Annotated in this window: 18 protein-coding genes; 12 read left to right on the forward strand and 6 right to left on the reverse strand. The window is 64.2% G+C overall.

The window, feature by feature from the left end:
* Positions 1-133 precede the first annotated feature (133 nt).
* Positions 134-403 carry a hypothetical protein gene (locus ACFFP0_RS25790; RefSeq protein ID WP_377265083.1) on the forward strand — a complete coding sequence of 90 codons (270 nt, stop codon included), beginning with the start codon at positions 134-136 and terminating at the stop codon, positions 401-403.
* Positions 404-505: 102 nt separating this feature from the next.
* Positions 506-697: a DUF1059 domain-containing protein gene (locus tag ACFFP0_RS25795; protein WP_377265084.1), complete on the forward strand. Its 192-nt coding sequence runs from the start codon at positions 506-508 to the stop codon at positions 695-697.
* 14 nt (positions 698-711) lie between these two features.
* On the opposite strand, the gene ACFFP0_RS25800 is transcribed toward ACFFP0_RS25795, so the two are convergent.
* The 3 genes from ACFFP0_RS25800 to ACFFP0_RS25810 are packed head-to-tail and all read right to left on the reverse strand — an operon-like array spanning position 712 to position 3,235.
* On the reverse strand, positions 712-1,983 hold the full coding sequence (locus ACFFP0_RS25800; RefSeq protein ID WP_377265085.1) for a CCA tRNA nucleotidyltransferase: 1,272 nt from the start codon (positions 1,981-1,983) through the stop codon (positions 712-714).
* Entirely contained in the window at positions 1,980-2,615 is a 636-nt protein-coding gene (locus ACFFP0_RS25805; RefSeq protein WP_377265086.1) for a CoA pyrophosphatase, read from the reverse strand. Before ACFFP0_RS25805 ends, ACFFP0_RS25800 begins: the two co-directional genes overlap by 4 nt.
* Entirely contained in the window at positions 2,612-3,235 is a 624-nt protein-coding gene (locus ACFFP0_RS25810) for a DUF1285 domain-containing protein (protein ID WP_377265087.1), read from the reverse strand. Before ACFFP0_RS25810 ends, ACFFP0_RS25805 begins: the two co-directional genes overlap by 4 nt.
* 196 nt (positions 3,236-3,431) lie before the next feature.
* On the opposite strand from ACFFP0_RS25810, the gene ACFFP0_RS25815 reads away from it, so the two are divergent.
* The 6 genes from ACFFP0_RS25815 to ACFFP0_RS25840 are packed head-to-tail and all read left to right on the forward strand — an operon-like array spanning position 3,432 to position 11,212.
* The gene (locus ACFFP0_RS25815) at positions 3,432-4,445 is read left to right on the forward strand and encodes an AAA family ATPase (RefSeq protein ID WP_377265088.1); all 1,014 of its coding nucleotides are present in this window, start codon (positions 3,432-3,434) and stop codon (positions 4,443-4,445) included.
* A 27-nt stretch (positions 4,446-4,472) separates the two neighbouring features.
* Entirely contained in the window at positions 4,473-5,393 is a 921-nt protein-coding gene (locus tag ACFFP0_RS25820) for a DUF58 domain-containing protein (RefSeq protein ID WP_377265089.1), read from the forward strand.
* Positions 5,390-8,236 (forward strand): DUF4159 domain-containing protein, encoded by a 2,847-nt coding sequence (locus tag ACFFP0_RS25825; RefSeq protein ID WP_377265090.1) that lies wholly within the window; start codon positions 5,390-5,392, stop codon positions 8,234-8,236. The genes ACFFP0_RS25820 and ACFFP0_RS25825 overlap by 4 nt, the downstream gene beginning before the upstream one ends.
* A 12-nt stretch (positions 8,237-8,248) precedes the next feature.
* Positions 8,249-10,315: a hypothetical protein gene (locus tag ACFFP0_RS25830; RefSeq protein ID WP_377265091.1), complete on the forward strand. Its 2,067-nt coding sequence runs from the start codon at positions 8,249-8,251 to the stop codon at positions 10,313-10,315.
* A 6-nt stretch (positions 10,316-10,321) separates the two neighbouring features.
* The gene (locus ACFFP0_RS25835) at positions 10,322-10,741 is read left to right on the forward strand and encodes a GNAT family N-acetyltransferase (RefSeq protein ID WP_377265092.1); all 420 of its coding nucleotides are present in this window, start codon (positions 10,322-10,324) and stop codon (positions 10,739-10,741) included.
* Positions 10,742-10,786: 45 nt separating this feature from the next.
* Positions 10,787-11,212, forward strand: a complete 426-nt coding sequence (locus tag ACFFP0_RS25840) for a GNAT family N-acetyltransferase (RefSeq protein WP_377265093.1) — start codon at positions 10,787-10,789, stop codon at positions 11,210-11,212.
* 12 nt (positions 11,213-11,224) lie between these two features.
* Here ACFFP0_RS25840 and ACFFP0_RS25845 read toward each other — a convergent pair whose 3' ends face one another.
* Together ACFFP0_RS25845 and ACFFP0_RS25850 are read right to left on the reverse strand one after the other, a co-directional pair.
* Complete coding sequence (locus tag ACFFP0_RS25845; RefSeq protein ID WP_377265094.1) at positions 11,225-12,538, reverse strand: MFS transporter; 1,314 nt, start codon at positions 12,536-12,538, stop codon at positions 11,225-11,227.
* Between the two features lie 124 nt (positions 12,539-12,662).
* Entirely contained in the window at positions 12,663-13,178 is a 516-nt protein-coding gene (locus ACFFP0_RS25850; protein ID WP_377265095.1) for a GNAT family N-acetyltransferase, read from the reverse strand.
* Between the two features lie 266 nt (positions 13,179-13,444).
* On the opposite strand from ACFFP0_RS25850, the gene ACFFP0_RS25855 reads away from it, so the two are divergent.
* On the forward strand, positions 13,445-14,434 hold the full coding sequence (locus tag ACFFP0_RS25855; RefSeq protein ID WP_377265096.1) for a glutathione S-transferase family protein: 990 nt from the start codon (positions 13,445-13,447) through the stop codon (positions 14,432-14,434).
* A 17-nt stretch (positions 14,435-14,451) separates the two neighbouring features.
* Here ACFFP0_RS25855 and ACFFP0_RS25860 read toward each other — a convergent pair whose 3' ends face one another.
* A complete protein-coding gene (locus tag ACFFP0_RS25860) occupies positions 14,452-14,940 on the reverse strand; it encodes an NUDIX domain-containing protein (protein WP_377265097.1) in 489 nt (162 codons plus the stop codon).
* Positions 14,941-15,006: 66 nt separating this feature from the next.
* Here ACFFP0_RS25860 and ACFFP0_RS25865 point away from each other — a divergent pair, with 66 nt between their 5' ends.
* The 3 genes from ACFFP0_RS25865 (at position 15,007) to ACFFP0_RS25875 (ending at position 17,382) form a co-directional block, all read left to right on the forward strand.
* Positions 15,007-15,960: a metallophosphoesterase family protein gene (locus ACFFP0_RS25865; RefSeq protein ID WP_377265098.1), complete on the forward strand. Its 954-nt coding sequence runs from the start codon at positions 15,007-15,009 to the stop codon at positions 15,958-15,960.
* Between the two features lie 100 nt (positions 15,961-16,060).
* Positions 16,061-16,540 (forward strand): sigma factor, encoded by a 480-nt coding sequence (locus ACFFP0_RS25870; protein ID WP_377265099.1) that lies wholly within the window; start codon positions 16,061-16,063, stop codon positions 16,538-16,540.
* Between the two features lie 2 nt (positions 16,541-16,542).
* Positions 16,543-17,382 (forward strand): anti-sigma factor family protein, encoded by an 840-nt coding sequence (locus ACFFP0_RS25875; protein WP_377265100.1) that lies wholly within the window; start codon positions 16,543-16,545, stop codon positions 17,380-17,382.
* Positions 17,383-17,661: the final 279 nt, after the last annotated feature.

The following is a 17,661-nucleotide window of genomic DNA, read 5'->3' on the forward strand; positions in this document are numbered from 1 at the left end:
TCAAGCCTCACTCACGGGAAGATGAGTTGCAGAAAACGGCCTGAGAAATTAGATTTCGTCCTTAACAAATGCGATATCCGAATCGTTGGGCGGGTGTTAGCTTTCGTTCCGGTTGTACCGGAGGAGGATCGCTATGACCGCACCGAACAGCATGCCGATGCCGGATGTGTCCCCCGTGAGGGACATGTCCCGTTCCCTCAATACTCCTGAACTGATCGACCGGCTCGCCACGGAAATGCGCGTGAGAAGCGGCGGTGAACTCCCCCATTCCTTCTGTGTGGAGCAAGTGAAACGCCAGCTTGCGGGCAAAGCCGCCGAAACCTCGGCCGCCAACGATGAACCCGCCCGCCTGAAGACGCCGGAGCAAACCTCCGTCTTCAACGCCTGGGCCATGCCCGAATAGACCGCGGGAACGGTTGACGCCTTCTTGAGTTATCGGGACGGAGGCGGGAAGAAGCGGGGAAACCTGCCCGGCTCCGATCCAGAGACAAAAGGAGGAAACGTCATGCGACTGTTCGAATGCGGCACGTTTGTGCCCGGCTGCCAGTGGCATACCCGGGCAGACGAGGACGCTGAAGTGGTTCGCCGGGCGGTGGAGCACATGCGCAACGTCCACGGCGAAGAGATCATTCGTGAGAACATGGTCGAAAACATCAAGGCTCGCATCCGCAACGACGGTAATGCGGCGGCGGCCTGATCAAGAAAACAGCTTCAGAGTGAGTTCCGGATCATCTCATCGAGCCGGGCGGTGAGCGCCGCCCGGTCGGGCGTGAAATTGCGCTCCACCCAGAAGTCCTCCAATCCCTTCAATATCTCCCCCACCCGTTTCCCGGGGGGAATGCCGGCCGAGACGATGTCGGCGCCGGTCAAGGGAAAGACCGGTTTCCTATATCTTTCCGCCCGCTGCAGAAGCGTCGACAGGCGGGCCGATCTGCGCATCGCCGAGGCATCGTCCTCCGCCCCTCCCCGCGCCGTCGACAGGCCAAGCCTGAGCCGCGTGATCATACCTTCCGCTCCGTGGCGGTAGAGCAATCTGTCGAAGACGACATCGGTGATTTCGTCCGGCGGCATCGGCGTACCGGCCCAGGCCGCCAGCCGCGCCGCCTCCGCGTTCGACATCCTCAGCCGTTTTGCCAGTACCTCCAGGCGGTCCGCATCGGGCGGGACGATCGCCACGAGCCTCAGCATGGGATCGGGCGTCCAGCCAAGCGCCTGCTCGGTGGCGACAAGGCCGTGAATGCCGTCGATGCCCCACTTCTCCGTCTCGGGCAGGACCTCGGTGAGTACACCCACCTGCCGCATCCACAGAAGCGCCCGCGAGGGATCGGTCGCCGACAGCAGCTTCTTCATCTCGGACCAGATGCGTTCGGCCGAAAGCGTCGAAAGCCTGTCCTTGGCGCGGGCGCAGGCTCTCAAGCCGTCCGCGTCCGGCCGGCCGGACCCGTAATGGGCGAAAAAACGGAAGAAACGCAGGATGCGAAGGTAGTCCTCGGCAATCCTCTGCGCTGCATCGCCGATGAACCGCACCGTGCGCGTCTCGATATCCGGCAGGCCGTTTACGAGATCGATCACCTTGCCGTCGGCTGCCGCATAAAGGGCATTGATCGTCAGGTCCCGCCGCTCCGCATCCGCCTGCCAGTCCGTGCCGAAAGCGACCTTAGCGCGGCGGCCGTCGGTGTCGACGTCGCGGCGCAGCGTCGTCACCTCGAAGGGGTGGCCATCGGCGACCAGCGTCACCGTTCCATGCTCTATCCCGGTCGGTACCGTTTTGATGCCCGCATCCCTCGCCCGCTCCACGACCTGTTCGGGAAGAAGCGTCGTGGCGATATCGACGTCGGCGACCGGCAGCCCCATGAGCGCGTTGCGCACGGCGCCGCCCGCCACCCGGGCCTCGCCGCCTCCGGCATTGAGCATCTCCAGCACGCGCTTCAGCGCCGGCTCCCGGAACCACGCCTCGTCCGCAACGGAGGTAGCCAAGGTCATGCATACAGCCTTTCATACAACGTGCGCAGGATGCCGGCGGTAATGCCCCAGATGTTCCGGTCTTCGTATGGCATCAGATAGAAGTGCCGTTCGGTGCCGTCGAAATCTCGGCTGCCGCGCTGGTGGTTCGCCTCATTCATCAGAAAGGAGAGCGGCACTTCGAAAACCTCGTCCACCTCGGTCGGATTGAGCGTGAGGTGGAAGCCGCGCCTGACCACCGAAAGCACCGGCGTGATGCGGAAACCTGTGGCCGCATAATAGGTGGGCAATCGCGACAGAGGCTCGACGAAGGACCGGTCGAGGCCGATTTCCTCCTCCGCTTCGCGCAGCGCCGCCTGTTCAGGAGAAAAATCCTCCGGATCGATCGCCCCGCCCGGAAAGGCGATCTGGCCGGAATGCTTCCTGAGGTTCGAAGTCCGCTGGGTGAGGATCACCTTGGCTTCATCGCCGTCATCGACGACCGGCACCAGGACCGCCGCATCCTTGAGCTTCAGCCCCGCGGCGAAATCCACCAGCGTCGGATTGAGCAGGTGATCGCCGTGATTGCGCCAGGCATGGTCGACCGGGCCACCGTTCTGGTTCAGCGCCCGGCTGCGGAAGTCACTTGCCGAAAAAAGGGGAAATTCATTCATTGGGACAGGGCATCCAGTTCGGCCTCGGGCATGACGGGAAAGACGTCCGCTCCGGAACGGACGGAAAACATCGGTACGCCATCCATCATCATCGTCTCGCCGAGTTCGACAAGGTCGTACATGACGGCGCGCGAGACAAGCGCTTCCAGCCGGCCGCGCACGAGAAGATATGGCTTGAGCTCATGGTTCTGGCCGGCGATCTCGAAACGCAGCGGATGTTCCGCACCCGCCTCCACCACGTCACCGACATTTGTACGGAACGTGAGGACCTGATTTCCCTCACGTTGCGTGACCTGCATTTCTACGGCCAGGAACGGTGCATCGACGACCCGGATGCCGACTTTTTCCACAGGTGTTACGAGATAGATCCTGCCGTCCTCATCCTTGCGCAGAACGGTTGAAAACAGCCGGACGAGCGGCGCCCGCCCGATCGGCGTACCCATGTAGAACCATGTGCCATCGGCACGGATTTCCATGTCGATATCGCCACAAAAGGGCGGATTCCACCTGTCGACGGGCGGCGGGCCACGCTTTCCCGCGCCAGTCTGCTCGGAAGCACGCGAAATCAGGGCCGCGAGCCCCGCGGCATCGGATGCCGAATTAATCATCTGCGCCGCCATCTTTCAGTCCCGGTTCGACCGTAATCATTCACCCCAGCAATCGTTCCTCACGAGATAGTCATTCAATACGTGCTTGTCAGCCATATTTCGGGGAATAAGTTTGTTCGAATGGGTGTGTGCTGCGGCGCAGCGATTCGCCGCCGGGGCATGAGCCCGGTCTGTGCAAGCCTGCCGGTTCTGAACGATGGAGAACGACATGGGCATGATGAATTCCAGCGAAACCGTTCTCGACGAGAAGGCCATCATCGCCGCCGCCGAAGGCGCCCTCGCCGATATTGCCGCGATCCGCACCGAAATCGCCAAGGTGATCTTCGGCCAGGAAAAGGTCGTGGAGAACACGCTGCTCGCCCTGCTCTCCGGCGGCCATGCGCTCCTCGTCGGCGTGCCCGGCCTCGCCAAGACCAAGCTCGTGACCACGCTCGGGTCCGTTCTGGGCCTCGGCTCCAACCGCATCCAGTTCACGCCGGACCTGATGCCCTCGGACATCCTCGGATCGGAAGTCATGGATACCGACGAGACGGGCCGCCGCTCCTTCCGTTTCGTCAAGGGACCGGTCTTCGCCCAGCTCCTCATGGCCGACGAGATCAACCGCGCCTCGCCACGCACCCAGTCGGCGCTTCTCCAGTCCATGCAGGAATATCACATCACGGTCGCAGGCCAGCGCTACGACCTGCCTGCCCCCTTCCATGTGCTCGCGACCCAGAACCCGCTGGAGCAGGAAGGAACCTATCCTCTTCCCGAAGCCCAGCTCGACCGCTTCCTGCTGCAGGTCGACGTGCTTTACCCGGAGCTTGCCGCCGAACGGCAGATCCTGCTCGAGACGACCGGCCTTTCGGAAGCAAAGCCCCGTGGCATCATCGATGCGGCCCGCCTGCAGGAAATCCAGATCCTCATCCGCCAGATGCCGGTCAGCGACAAGGTGGTCGATGCGATCCTCTCGCTGGTGCGGTCCGCCCGCCCCGGCCATGGCAACGCGACGACGGACAAGAATGTCGCCTGGGGTCCCGGTCCCCGCGCCGGCCAGTCGCTGATGCTGACGGCCCGCGCCCGCGCCCTTTACGAAGGCCGCCTCGCCCCGTCGCTCGACGACGTCTACGCACTTGCCGAGCCGGTATTGGAACACCGCATGGCGCTGACTTTCGCGGCGCGCGCCGAAGGCATGTCGGTGCGCGACGTGATCGCCGGGCTGGTGAAGCAGGCCCGCGGATAAAGGGCGCCGGCTTAGAAAGGACAATGCGTGGCATCCATCGGCCAGATTGTAGAGCAGACACCGAGTAGCGAAGTCCTCTCCCGCGCGCAGGCGCGCGCCGCCCTGGTTCCGGATTGCATGGTGGAGGCAAAGCGGATCGCCAACACGGTGATCGCCGGGTGGCACGGACGCCGCAAGCGCGGCATCGGCGAGAATTTCTGGCAATTCCGCCCCTATGCGGAGGGAGAGAGCCTGTCGCGCATCGACTGGCGCCGCTCCGCCCGCGACGACCATACCTATGTCCGCGACCGCGAATGGGAGGCCGCCCACACCGTCTGGCTCTGGGCCGACATGTCGCCGTCGATGATGTACAAATCGACGCTGGCGCTTGTTTCCAAGGAAAGCCGCGCACTCGTGCTGATGCTGGCGCTTGCCGAAATCCTTGCGCGCTCCGGCGAGCGGATCGGATGTCCCGGCGTCATGGAGCCGGTCTCGTCCCGCAACGCCGCCGAGCGTCTCGCCGCCGCCATCATGCATGCGCCGCTGACCGCCGGCCTGCCGGAGACGAGCATGATCCGCGGCCATAGCGATATCGTGCTGATCGGCGATTTCCTCGATGACGCGAACAGGGTGATGGAGCGCATCGCGCCCCTCGGCCGCCGCGGACTGCGCGGCCATGTGGTCGAGATCGCCGATCCGGCCGAAGAAACCTTCCCCTATAGCGGCCGGACCGAATTCACCGATCCGGAAACCGGCGAAAAACTTGTTTCCGGCCGCGCGGAAACGATCCGTGAAGACTACCAGCGCGCATATCTCGCGCGCCGAGAGGCGCTCGGAGAAGGCCTGCGCCGGCTGGGCTGGAGTTTCGTCTTCCACCGGACCGACCATCTCGCATCCGAAGCACTGGTCGCCGTGCATGGCTATCTGTCCGGCATGCCGGCGCCTAAACCGGGCGGAAGCAGACCATGAGCGCACTTGCCTTCGCAAACCCCGCCATCCTCTTCGGCCTGATCGCACTGCCGATCATCTGGTGGCTGCTACGGCTCACCCCGCCGCGCCCGAAGACGGAGGTCTTTCCGCCGCTGAAGATCCTGGCAACGGTGCTGAAGCGCGAGGAGACGCCCTCAAAGAGCCCGTGGTGGCTGACGCTGCTGCGTATGCTGCTCGCTGCCGCGGTCATCCTGGCGATCGCCGACCCGGTCCTGAACCCTCGCGCCAATTCACTGAATGTGGGCGGACCGCTCGTCCTCCTCGTCGATAACGGCTGGGCGACCGCCACCGACTGGGAGCGTCGGGTGCAGACCGCCAGCCTTCTGATCGATGACGCCGAAAACGCCGATGTGCCCGTCTCCATCACCTTCACCGCCGACCCGAGCCACGAACCCGTCCCCGGCACGGCCGCGGCCGCGCGCGACAAACTTGCGGCGGCAAGCCCCAGGCCGCTGGTGCCGAATCGCGCCCGTGCAGCCGAAGCCATCAGCGAAGCCATGAACGGCAGCCGCCCCGGTACGCTCGTATTCCTTTCCGACGGCATCGCCGCCCCCGACGACGACGAGGCCCTGTCGGCGCTGACGGCGCTTTCGCCCGCCGAAATGCGCGTGATCGAAGGGGACGGCCGAAGCGCCGTCGCGATCACGGATGCGGTCAACAATGCCGGGGCGATGTCGGTCACGGCGACACGCCTTTCGATCGAAGCGCCGCAACAATTGAGCGTCAATGCGCTCGACCCTCAGGGCCGCGCGCTGGCGTCCGGCACGCTGGAATTCGCCGCCGGCGCGGCGACGGCCACCGCCGAGATCACCTCTCCCTTCGAACTGCGCAACGATTTCGCCCGACTCGGCGTCGACGGCCTTGCCACGGCAGGCGCGGCGCACCTGCTGGACGACGGCTTCAAGCGCCGGCGCATAGCCCTGCTCGCGGGCGAGAGCGGCAGCGACTTCCAGCCGCTTCTCCAGCCGCTCTACTATATCAGCCGCGCCTTGCAGCCCTATGCGGACGTCATCCAGCCGAATACGGCAGATCTCGCGGTCTCCATTCCGCAGATTCTCGAAGGCAACCCCTCGGCCATCATCATGGCCGATATCGGCCGCCTGCCGGCTGAAACCTACGCGCCGCTGCAGCAGTGGATTTCCCGCGGCGGCACGCTGATCCGCTTCGCCGGACCCCGCCTTGCCGCCGCGCCTGCAGACGATCCTCTGGTTCCGGTGGTCCTCCGCCAGGGCGAACGCGCCCTCGGCGGCGCCATGTCCTGGTCGGAACCGCAGCCGCTTGCCGATTTCCCGGGCTTCGGCCCCTTCGCCGGCATGCCGCGCGCCGCCGATATCACCGTCACCCGTCAGGTTCTCGCCGAACCGACGCCGGATCTCGCCGAACGCACCTGGGCGAGCCTTGCCGACGGAACGCCGCTCGTCACGGAAAAGGAAGTCGAGGCAGGCCGTATCGTGCTCTTCCACACCAGCGCCGAAGCCACCTGGTCGAACCTGCCCCTTTCCGGCAACTTCGTCGAGATGCTGCGTCGGCTGGTACAGCTCGCCCGCGCCGGCGGTGCGGCCTCTTCCGGGACAGGCGCCGATGGCGCGACTGCGACATTGCCGCCATACCGGCTGCTGACGGCCGACGGCATCCTGACCACCGAAACAGGCACCGCGCGGCCGATCGCGATCGCCGCGAACCAGACCCCGGTCGCGAGCTTCGACCATCCGCCCGGCCTCTACGGCACCGAAGACGGGTTTACAGCTGTCAACCTGCTGCCACCGAAGACGGTGATCGCCCCCTTCGACGTGGCGGCGGCCGGCCGGCCGGTCGCCCGGGAAGGCCTGGCCGGCGGGGAAGCCCGTTCGCTCCGCCCCGCCCTGTTTGCCGCCGCCTTCGCCCTGCTGTTGCTCGACAGCCTCGTCGTGCTGTTCATGAACGGCGCATTCTCGCGCGTCCCTCGCGGTCCGCGTCCGGGCCGGAGTGCTGCGGCCGCAAGCCTTGTCGCGGCCCTCGCCTTCGGCCTCCTTGCCCTCCTGCCGGGACAATCCCGGGCTCAGGAAATGCCACCCGGAGCGGGCTCCAAACCTGGCGACGAACAGATTCTGGAACGGCTCGACACCACCCATCTCGCCTATGTCGTCACCGGCGAGACGGATGTGGATCGTCTGTCGGAACAGGGGCTCGAAGGTCTCAGCCAGTTCCTCACCTATCGCACGACGCTGGAACCGGGCGCACCCGTGGGCCTCGATATCAGCAAGGACGAACTCTCCTTCTACCCGATTATATACTGGCCGGTCTCCGCCAACGCGCCCATGCCGTCGCAGGCCGCGATCTCCCGCATCGACGCCTATATGCGCAACGGCGGCACGGTTCTCTTCGATACGCGCGACCAGTATTCGTCGCTCGATGGCGGCGGCACCACGCCCAACAGCGAGCGGCTGCAGGCAATCCTCGCCAATATCGACATCCCGCCGCTGGAACCGACGCCGACGGATCATGTTCTGACCCGCTCCTTCTATCTGCTGACCAATTTCCCCGGCCGCTATACCGGCAGCCCGCTCTGGGTCGAGGCCCGCCAGGATGCCAGGAATTCAGGCGCGCAGCTTTCGTCCTCGGGCGACGGGGTGACGCCGCTCCTGATCACCGGCAACGACCTTGCCGGCGCCTGGGCGATCGATCCGCAGGGGGCTCCGGTGCTGCCCACGGTGCCGCCGGACGAGATGCAGCGTGAATATGCCTACCGCGCCGGCGTCAACATCATGATGTACATGCTGACCGGCAACTACAAGGCCGATCAGGTGCATGTGCCCGCACTTCTCGAACGCCTTGGCCAATAGGGAGGGAACCGGATGACGATCGAATTCGCGCCCTTCTTCTCCTGGCCTATCCTTGCCGGCCTCGGCCTGCTGGCTGTCGTGCTCGCCGCCCTCGCCTTCCGGCGAAGCGTACGCGGTGCGGCGTTGCGCGCGCTCGCGCTTGCGGCTCTTCTTCTGGCGCTTGCCAACCCGACCCTGACGCAGGAGGACCGGGAACAGCTTTCGACCGTCGTGCCGATCATCGTCGACCGCTCGCAGAGCCAGGAGACTGCGCAACGCAAGGAGCAGACGGACGAGGCGCTCGCAAGCCTGCAGGATCGTTTCTCCCGTTATCCCCGCATCGAGACGCGCATCGTCGAAGTTGCGGACGACGGCGAGTCGGACACGCCGTCCACGAAGCTTTTCACCGCTCTGCAATCGGCGATCTCCGACGTGCCGCCGGCGCGCATCGGTGGGGCCGTGTTCCTGACGGACGGCCAGATCCACGACCTGCCGGGCATCAATCAGGATCTCGGCTTCAACGCTCCCCTCCATGGCCTGATCACCGGCCGGCCCGACGAATTCGACCGTCGCGTGGAAGTGGTCCGCGCACCGCGCTTCGGCATTGTCGGCGAGGAACAGGAACTGACGCTGCGCGTCTTCGACGACGGGCGACAGAGCGGAGGCAACGCGCAGGTGACCGTGCGCATGAACGGCCAGCAGATCGCCACGCTACAGGCAAGGCCGGGTGTCGAAACCCCCTTCTCCTTCAACGTTCAGCGCGGCGGCAACAACGTCATGGAATTTTCCGTCGCGGAACTGCCCGGTGAAGTGACGACCGCCAACAACCGCGCCGTCCATGTGATCGATGGCATCCGCCAAAACCTGCGCGTCCTGCTCGTCTCCGGCGAACCGCATGCGGGCGAACGTGCCTGGCGCAACCTGTTGAAATCCGATGCGTCGGTCGACCTCGTCCACTTCACCATCCTGCGCCCGCCGGAAAAGCAGGACGGCACGCCGATCAACGAACTTTCCCTCATCGCCTTCCCGACCCGCGAACTGTTCGTCGAGAAGATCAAGGACTTCGACCTGATCATCTTCGACCGCTACAAGCATCGCGGCGTCCTGCCGATCCTCTATTACGACTATATCGCCCAGTACGTTAACAATGGCGGCGCCCTGCTGATCGCGGCTGGCCCCGAGCATGCCGGTGAGGATTCGATCGCCTCGACGCCGCTCGAACAGGTTCTGCCCGCCGCTCCGACCGGCGAGGTCCACAATGCCGCTTTCTATCCGCATCTTTCGGAAGCCGGCCAGAAACACCCCGTCACCCGGGGTCTCGATGGGTCGAACCAGAACCCGCCGGCGTGGGGCCGCTGGTTCCGCACCATCGATGTCGACAGGCCTCAGGGCCAGACGGTGATGGAAGGCGACGGCAACCGCCCGCTCCTCGTGCTGAACCGTCAGGGCCAGGGACGCGTCGCGATGTTGCTGTCGGATCAGGGCTGGCTCTGGGCGCGTGGTTTCGAAGGCGGCGGCCCGCACGTCTCTCTCTATCGCCGTATCGCGCACTGGCTGATGAAGGAGCCGGAGCTTGAGGAAGAGGCGCTGACCGCGCGCGCCGTCGGCCGCACGCTGGAGGCGACCCGCCAGACGATCGGCAACGATCCCGGCCCCGCGACGATCCGATATCCCTCCGGGCGCACCGAAACCGTGCCGATGACGGCAGCCGGCCCCGGCCAGTACAGGCTGGAGCGCCGCATGGAGGAAACCGGGCTGTTCGAGGTTTCGAACGGACAGTTCTCGACCCTCGTCCATGTCGGCACCGTCGACGCGCCGGAATTCAAGGCGATGATCTCCACCGAGAACACGCTGAAACCCTATGCCGACAAGACCCACGGTCTGGTCACCCGCGTCGCCTCCGGGGACGGTATCTCGCTGCCGGATATTCTCCCCGTGCGCGGCGAGGTGCGTGTCAACGATCCGGATCGGCTGGTCATCCGCCTGACCGACGAAACGGTGCTGCGCGGCATCAATACGCTGCCGCTGTTTGCCGGTTTTGCGGGCCTCTCCGCCCTGCTCTTCGCGGTTGCGGCCATGTGGTGGCGCGAGGGACGATAGGAATAGATGTCTGCACAATTCGAAGTGACCGCCTCTCCTCTTCCGGAGGATCTGGCAACGATCGGCGACGGGCTCTCCGCCTTCAACGATGCCGATGTCGGCCCTTCCGGCCGCAAGCCGCTTGCCGTGCTGATCAGGGATGCGGAAGGCAAGGTGATCGGCGGCCTCCACGGCTACACGGCCTGGGGCTGGCTTTTCACCCAATGGCTCTTCATCCCGGAAGCGTTGCGCGGAGGCGGCATGGCCAGCAAGCTGCTGACGGAGGCCGAAGGGGAAGCCCGCTCGCGCGGATGCCATGGGGCTTGGATCGACACGTTCAGCCCGGTCGCCCGCAAGGCCTATATGCGACAGGGTTATGAGATTTTCGGCGAACTGCCGGATTTCCCGGCCGGCCGGACCCGCACCTTTCTCAAGAAGACACTTTGAGCTATCCATTCGCTCGTCACGCCCTTATGCCCAACGGTGAGTCGCATGGATATCGAACTGAAGCTCACCCAAGGCGTCGCTCCCGGGGAAGAGGAGATCATCCTCAACCGGATCAAGGCCTACAACGTCGCAACCTTCGGGCAGACGGATCGACGTGAGATCGCGGTCCCTCTCTACGACGACGACGGCAGGCTCATTGGCGGACTGGTCGGCTATACCGGGCGCGGCTGGCTTTATACGTCCCTGCTTTACGTGCCCGAGGAGTTGCGCGGACGCGGGCTCGCCGCTCGCATGCTGGAGATGGCGGAAGCCGAAGCCCGTGCCCGCGGCTGCATCGGCGCCTATATCGACACGATGAACCCGCAGGCACTCAGGCTCTACCGGAAACAGGGCTATACCGAAATCGGCAGCCTGAAAGATCTTGCCGGCGGCCATTCGGTGACATGGCTGGAAAAGCGGTTCTCGTCCTGACCGCGGGATATCTCAGGCCAGGGAGGCCTGCCGGGTTTCCGCGTTGATCAGCACGGCCGCCAGCGCGGCAACGACCAGCAGGCCAGCAAAGATACCGATCGTAAGCCCAACCCCTTGCGCGACGACGTAACCGACCACGGACGGAGCGAGCAACCCGCCGAGACGCGCCATGGCGCCGGCCAATCCCATGCCCGTGGCACGCGACGTGGTCGGATAAAGTTCCGGCGTGTAGGCGTAGAGGGCGCCCCAGGTGCCGAGCAATGCAAAGCTCATGATCAACAGCGCTATCGCGATCAGAAGGGCGAAGGGCGCGATGACGAAGAGCAGGCAACCAAGCGCGGACAGCAGGCAGAAACCGATCAGCGTCGGCTTGCGGCCCCATTTTTCAACCCCATAGGCGGCGAGCGCATAACCCGGGATCTGCGCCAGCGCCACCAGCACGAGGAAGCCATAGCCCCGCACGAAGCCGAAACCGTCGCCGGCGAGCTTTGCCGGCATCCAGGTGAAGACACCGTAATAGGACACGGAAACGAGAAACCAGATCGCCAGGATCATGATGCTGCGCTGGCGCAGTTCCGCCGAGAAAATACCGGTCGCCTTTATCGGCGCCGGAGACACGAGGCTGGTGCCGGGACCAAGCTGCGGCCGGCCGTTGACGGCGAGAATCCGGTCGACGATCGCCTTGGCTTCGTCGCCGCGACCGGACCGAATCAGGTAGAGCGGCGATTCCGGTACGAGGAAACGAAGCCCGATACCGGCAATCGCGGGGATCGCAGTCACCGCGAAAATGTATCGCCAGGCATCGGCCACGCCTGCGAGACTGGCCGCCCAGGCGGCGAGCGCGACAATCAGCGTCCCCACCGCCCAGAAGCCTTCGAGCAGGACCAGCCATCGACCGCGGTTCCTGGCCGGCAGGAATTCCGCCATCATCGCATAATCGACCGGAAGGGTGCCGCCTACGGCCGCGCCCGTGAGAAAACGCAGCACGAGCAGGATCGTGAAACTGGGCGCAAAGATCGAGAGCGTGCCGAACAAGGCGTCGCAGGCGACGGTCACGATCAGCACACGGCGGCGGCCGATCAGGTCGGCCAGCCTGCCGAACCCCATGGCGCCGAGCAGCATGCCGAGGAAGAAAGCCGTGCCCGTCTGCAGCGCCTGCGGCACGGTGAGCCCGAAGGTCGCCGCGATCGAGGCGGCGGTAAAGCCGACCGCCAGAACCTGCATCGCGTCCGCCGCCCAGACGAGGCCGAAAATACCCATCAGACGCCGCTGGTACGTTCCCGCCCCTGCGCGGTCCAGCGCCTCGTCCATCGTAATTGCCGTCATGCACCCATCCCCCGGCTACAAGCCTGCCTCCCGAAGCGCCGAACGGCGCCGGGACGCTCTGCGAAAGACACGAATCCCGCCGGCATTCCCTGCCGGCCACGCAAAGAGGCTTAGCGGAATTGCCCTATGGGCGCCAGCCGATCGTTCCCTTGAGGCGGGGATGCACATTTTCCGCAATGGGCGCGACGAGAACGCGGCCGGGATCGACAGGTCCCGGAAATTCCAGCGCGTTATAGGCGACCTTCTCGAAACCGAGCGGGCAATAATATGGCGGGTCGCCGACCAGGATCACCGCTTCCGACCCCTTGCGCCTTGCCGCTTCGATGGCGATCCGGACCAGTTCCCGTCCGATGCCCATATTCTTGTGCGACGGCCGGACGGCAAGCGGTCCCAGGAGATGCCCCTTCACGTCCCCCGCCAGAACCGGCGTCATCCGCACGGAAGCGATCGTCTCGCCGTCATCGGCGCAGATGAAGGAAAGCGACCGGTCATGTGGCCCCTGCTCGCGGATACGCGCCGCGGCGCGGGTATGCCGGCCGGGGCCGAAAGCTTCCGCATTGATGAGTTCGATGACGTCGTCATGAGACGCGTCCTCGGTGAGGTAGACGAGTTCGTGCTTATAGAGAAGTTGCTGGGACATGGATGAACCGAAGCCGTAGGATCAAGAGCGGACAGGACAAGGGATCTCGGTGACGCCTTTCGATCAGCGTCCTGGTGTGAAGATCAGCGTCGTCGCAGTGCCCGTGCTTCGGTCATGACAGGAAATAGCCCTTAAATTGCGGAAAGCGACCTAGCAGGAAAATTTGTCCACGTCCAATGCAAAAACGCAGTGTTCATGAAATCCCGCCTCGCAATCTCCCTTCGCTGCCGTATCTATTGCGCGAGAGAAACCGCAAGGAGACCACCATGGGCACGCTCGTCGACGGAAAATGGCAGGACGCCTGGTATGATACGAAGGCTACCAAGGGTCATTTCAAGCGTGCCGCATCGCATTTCCGCAACTGGGTAACCGCCGATGGCTCCGCAGGCCCCTCCGGAGCCGGCGGCTTCGGGGCAGAGGCCGGTCGCTATCATCTTTACGTCTCGTACGCCTGTCCCTGGGCGCACCGCACGCTGATCTTCCGCAAGCTGAAGAAACTGGAAGACCTGATCTCCGTCTCGGTCGTCGATTATTTGATGCTCGAAAACGGTTGGGAGTTCAGGAAACGCGACGGCGCGACCGGCGACGATCTCTTCGGCTTCGATTATCTCTATCAGGCCTATGTCAAAGCCGATCCCGGCTATACGGGCCGCGTCACCGTACCGGTCCTGTGGGACAAACGGCAGAATACGATCGTTTCGAACGAGAGTTCCGAAATCATCCGCATGTTCAACAGCGCGTTCGACGGCCTGACGGGTTCCACGGCGGATTATTATCCGTCGGACTTGCGCGACGAGATCGATGCGTTGAATGCCATCGTCTACGATACGGTCAACAACGGCGTCTACAAGGCAGGTTTCGCAACGACGCAGGACGCCTATGAACAAGCGGTCGCCCGCCTGTTCGAAATACTCGACATGCTGGAAAAGCGGCTTTCCGGCGGCCGTTATCTCTTCGGCGATCGCCTGACCGAGGCCGACTGGCGGCTCTTCACGACGCTGTTGCGCTTCGACCCGGTTTATGTCGGCCACTTCAAGTGCAACATACGCCGCATCGCCGATTATCCTAACCTCTCAGGTTACCTGCGCGACCTCTACCAGCATACGGGCGTGGCAGAGACCTGCAACCTGTTCCATATCAAGAACCACTATTACCAAAGCCACCGGACCATCAACCCGACGGGCATCGTGCCCGCCGGTCCGGCGATCGATCTTGATGCACCGCACGGAAGGGACACGCTGGGAAAGGCGGCATGAAAGGCAGCGCCCGGCTTTCACCAATAATCCGATTTCGCCGCTTCCCCGGCCAGTTCCCTCAGCCGCCTCCGCGTCGCGCTGGTCGTATCCTTCGGCAAGGCATCCAATGCGAAGAACCCGCTTTCGGCAATCTCCATGTCGGGCAGGCGCGGCGCCGTCTGCTCCACGTTCACCCGATAGAACAGCACATGGTCCCGCTTGCTGACATTGCGGTTGTAATAGACATGGAAGAGTTCCGCTTCATCGCGGATTTCGAGATTACCCTCTTCGCGCAGTTCCTTGCGGAGCGCGACAAGGGCCGTTTCGTGCCGTTCCAGGCCGCCGCCCGGCATGTACCACCCCGGCACATAGGTATGCCGGACGAGGAAAACGCGGCCTTGCGCATCGAAACAGGCGGCCCGCACGCCCATCGTCATGCCGCGCCTCAGGATGAAGAACCGGTGCAGCAGCCAGACCATTGCCCGGGTTCGAAATCCGCGAACCTCCGGAACACCATCTTCAGTCATTCATAACTCCGGGAGCGGTCAGAGAAATCGATAACGATTTCCTCGCCGATGCGTTATGTGTGCGCCATGTTCAAGTTCGCGCATATTTCCGATATCCATCTGGGGCCGCTTCCGAAACTCACGCTCCGTGAACTCTTCTCGAAGCGCATCACGGGATTTGTGAACTGGCATCGCAACCGGCGCAAGCACCTTTTCGTCAACACGCTCGACCTGCTTCTGAGCGACCTGAAGACGCGCGAACCGGATCACCTCGTCGTGACGGGCGATCTTGTCAATCTTGCGACCGGGATCGAAATCAGGCTGGCGGGCGAGTGGCTGGAGACGATCGGCGATCCGGCCGAAACCACGGTCGTACCGGGCAATCACGACGCCTATGTGCCGGGAGCGCACAATAGATCGGTGAAGGCCTGGTATCCCTTCATCCGAAGCGACGATGCCCCGAAGACGTGGCCGGAAGACGACCATGTCTTTCCAACCTTCCGCCGACGCGGGCCTGTGGCGATCATCGGCTGCTCCACTTCCAACGCCACGCCGCCCTTTTCCGCCTCGGGCTACTACAGCCCCCGCCAGGCGCGGGAGACGGTCAACCTCCTGAAAAAAGCCGGCGAGGCCGGGCTGTTCCGCGTGGTGCTGATCCACCATCCACCGATCCACGGCGCCACCTCCTCGCACAAGCGGATGATCGGCATCCGACGGTTCGCCGCCGCGATCTCCACAGGCGGAGCTGAGCTGGTGCTGCACGGCCATACCCATTTGAACACGCTCTACTGGCTGAAGAGCCACCACGGGCAGGTGCCGGTCGTCGGCATCGCCTCCGCCTCGCAAGGCCCCGGCGGGCACAAGCCGCGCGCCGCCTACAACCTTTTCACCCTTTCGGGCGAACCGGGGGCGTGGAACCTCCTGTGCGAGCGCTACAGCCTGACCGAGAAGGGCGACGGCATCGCGCTCGACAACAGCCGGCTTCTCTATGGCGAGGCCCCGGCCAGCGTATCGATTCCGGAAGCAGCCAGAATGTTGTAGACTAAGCGGCGTAATTGTTGCGGAATCGCCACAATCCCGTCATAGCTGATAAATGACTGCGATCGTTGTAGAACATCACAAGTAGAGCCGTTCTCTGTCCATGAACCAACCGAGCCCATCGACCGATATCCGGCGCGATCTTGTCGCCCTTCTGCCGCGCCTGCGCCGTTTCGCGCTGACGCTGGCCGGAAGCGCGGCCGCGACCGACGATCTGGTGAGCGAAGCGGCCGGCCGGGCGATCCAGAAAAGCCACCACTGGAAAGGCGAAGACAGACTGGAAAACTGGCTTTTCAGCCTGATGCGCAGCATCTGGGCGGACGAGGAAAAGAAGCGCAGGCGGATGGAACCGGATGCAGTCGGCGGCAACGCCTCCGCCGAAAGCCGCAAATCATCGAATGCCATTCTTTCCATGCCGGACGGACTAGCCAGCACCTTGCTGCTCGCAGACGTGGAAGGCTTCACTTATGCGGAGGCCGCCGCGATCCTTGGTATCCGGACCGACCAGTTTGCCGAACGTCTCTGCGCCGCCCGTCTCACGCTCGCTTCGAGCGGGATTGCGACGAGCGAGCGGAGAGCCTGACGATGAGCAGCTTCCAGCCTTCGCCGCTCGAAATGCGGCTCTCCGCCTATGTCGACAATCAGGCAAGCGATCGTGACGCCCAGGAGGTCGAGGAACTGCTGGTCAACGATCCGCAGGCCCGGGCGCTGCACGATGCATTGAAGCGCGGCACCGACGCCGGGCGGCTCGCCTTCGAGGACATGCTGAAGGAGCCGGTGCCGCTCGATCTGGTGCGCTCGATCAAGAACGCGCCCTTGCCGCGCCGGGCGGTGCGCCTGCCGCAAGCGCCGCGTCCGTCGATCGCCTTCAAGCCTTCCGGCCCGCAGACCTTTGCCGCCTGTCTCATGCTTTTCCTGCTGGGAAGCGGGCTTGGCTACATGGTGGGAGCACGCCCTGTCGTACCGGACCCCGCTCCGGCCACGGCCCCCGTTGCGGACGGCCGCGACTGGCTGGACGACATCATCGCCAACTACCGGCTTTACGCGCGCCAGACCAACCATCTCGCCGAAATCCCCGCCCAAAGGCCGGCCGATATCCTGGAATGGCTGACGATCAATACCGGGGTCAGCTTCCGCATCCCCGATCTCGGCGACAGCGGCCTGACATTCCAGGGCGCCCGCCTCTTCGCCGCCAGCGGCACGCCGGTCGGCCAGCTCTTCTACCGCCGAACCGACGGGGACGGAGACGTGATCGCCATCACCTTCACGAAGGCGCGGCCGGAGGGCAACCGCTCCGTGGAGGAAATCCGCAACGACACGGGGCTCGTCACCTGGGTCACGCCGCTCGCGACCTATCTGATCGTCGGGCCTTCCTCCGCCGCCGATCTCGACGACATAGCGGCAAAGGCTGCGGGATTGATCTAAGCCCCGGATATCGTCGGCAAGAAACAGGTGGAATGGGCCAGGGCAATCACCGACATTGCGCGGGGAGCAGGGAGGCCCGCGCCAATGCAACTGCTGTATATGCTTCACCTGATCGCCTCGGAGCGAGGTGACGGACTCAGGTTGGAATTCCTGCGAAGGCAACAGGATGGTGAAGGCTATTGCGACGATGAAACCTCGTCGCAACGCACGCCTGTTCCAGAGGTTCGGCCGAACGAGTCCGGCTTGTCGCAAGAACCGCTCCGCCGAGCGTCCCTGCCG

It is taken from the genome of Neorhizobium puerariae, assembly GCF_042429745.1.
Lineage (GTDB): Bacteria > Pseudomonadota > Alphaproteobacteria > Rhizobiales > Rhizobiaceae > Neorhizobium > Neorhizobium puerariae.

Coding starts and splice junctions, on each gene's coding strand:
- ACFFP0_RS25790 (WP_377265083.1), top strand. CDS start 134: ATGACCGCACCGAACAGCATGCCGATGCCGGATGTGTCCCCCGTGAGG.
- ACFFP0_RS25795 (WP_377265084.1), top strand. CDS start 506: ATGCGACTGTTCGAATGCGGCACGTTTGTGCCCGGCTGCCAGTGGCAT.
- ACFFP0_RS25800 (WP_377265085.1), bottom strand. CDS start 1,983: ATGACCTTGGCTACCTCCGTTGCGGACGAGGCGTGGTTCCGGGAGCCG.
- ACFFP0_RS25805 (WP_377265086.1), bottom strand. CDS start 2,615: ATGAATGAATTTCCCCTTTTTTCGGCAAGTGACTTCCGCAGCCGGGCG.
- ACFFP0_RS25810 (WP_377265087.1), bottom strand. CDS start 3,235: ATGGCGGCGCAGATGATTAATTCGGCATCCGATGCCGCGGGGCTCGCG.
- ACFFP0_RS25815 (WP_377265088.1), top strand. CDS start 3,432: ATGGGCATGATGAATTCCAGCGAAACCGTTCTCGACGAGAAGGCCATC.
- ACFFP0_RS25825 (WP_377265090.1), top strand. CDS start 5,390: ATGAGCGCACTTGCCTTCGCAAACCCCGCCATCCTCTTCGGCCTGATC.
- ACFFP0_RS25830 (WP_377265091.1), top strand. CDS start 8,249: ATGACGATCGAATTCGCGCCCTTCTTCTCCTGGCCTATCCTTGCCGGC.
- ACFFP0_RS25835 (WP_377265092.1), top strand. CDS start 10,322: ATGTCTGCACAATTCGAAGTGACCGCCTCTCCTCTTCCGGAGGATCTG.
- ACFFP0_RS25840 (WP_377265093.1), top strand. CDS start 10,787: ATGGATATCGAACTGAAGCTCACCCAAGGCGTCGCTCCCGGGGAAGAG.
- ACFFP0_RS25845 (WP_377265094.1), bottom strand. CDS start 12,538: ATGACGGCAATTACGATGGACGAGGCGCTGGACCGCGCAGGGGCGGGA.
- ACFFP0_RS25850 (WP_377265095.1), bottom strand. CDS start 13,178: ATGTCCCAGCAACTTCTCTATAAGCACGAACTCGTCTACCTCACCGAG.
- ACFFP0_RS25855 (WP_377265096.1), top strand. CDS start 13,445: ATGGGCACGCTCGTCGACGGAAAATGGCAGGACGCCTGGTATGATACG.
- ACFFP0_RS25860 (WP_377265097.1), bottom strand. CDS start 14,940: ATGACTGAAGATGGTGTTCCGGAGGTTCGCGGATTTCGAACCCGGGCA.
- ACFFP0_RS25865 (WP_377265098.1), top strand. CDS start 15,007: ATGTTCAAGTTCGCGCATATTTCCGATATCCATCTGGGGCCGCTTCCG.
- ACFFP0_RS25870 (WP_377265099.1), top strand. CDS start 16,061: ATGAACCAACCGAGCCCATCGACCGATATCCGGCGCGATCTTGTCGCC.
- ACFFP0_RS25875 (WP_377265100.1), top strand. CDS start 16,543: ATGAGCAGCTTCCAGCCTTCGCCGCTCGAAATGCGGCTCTCCGCCTAT.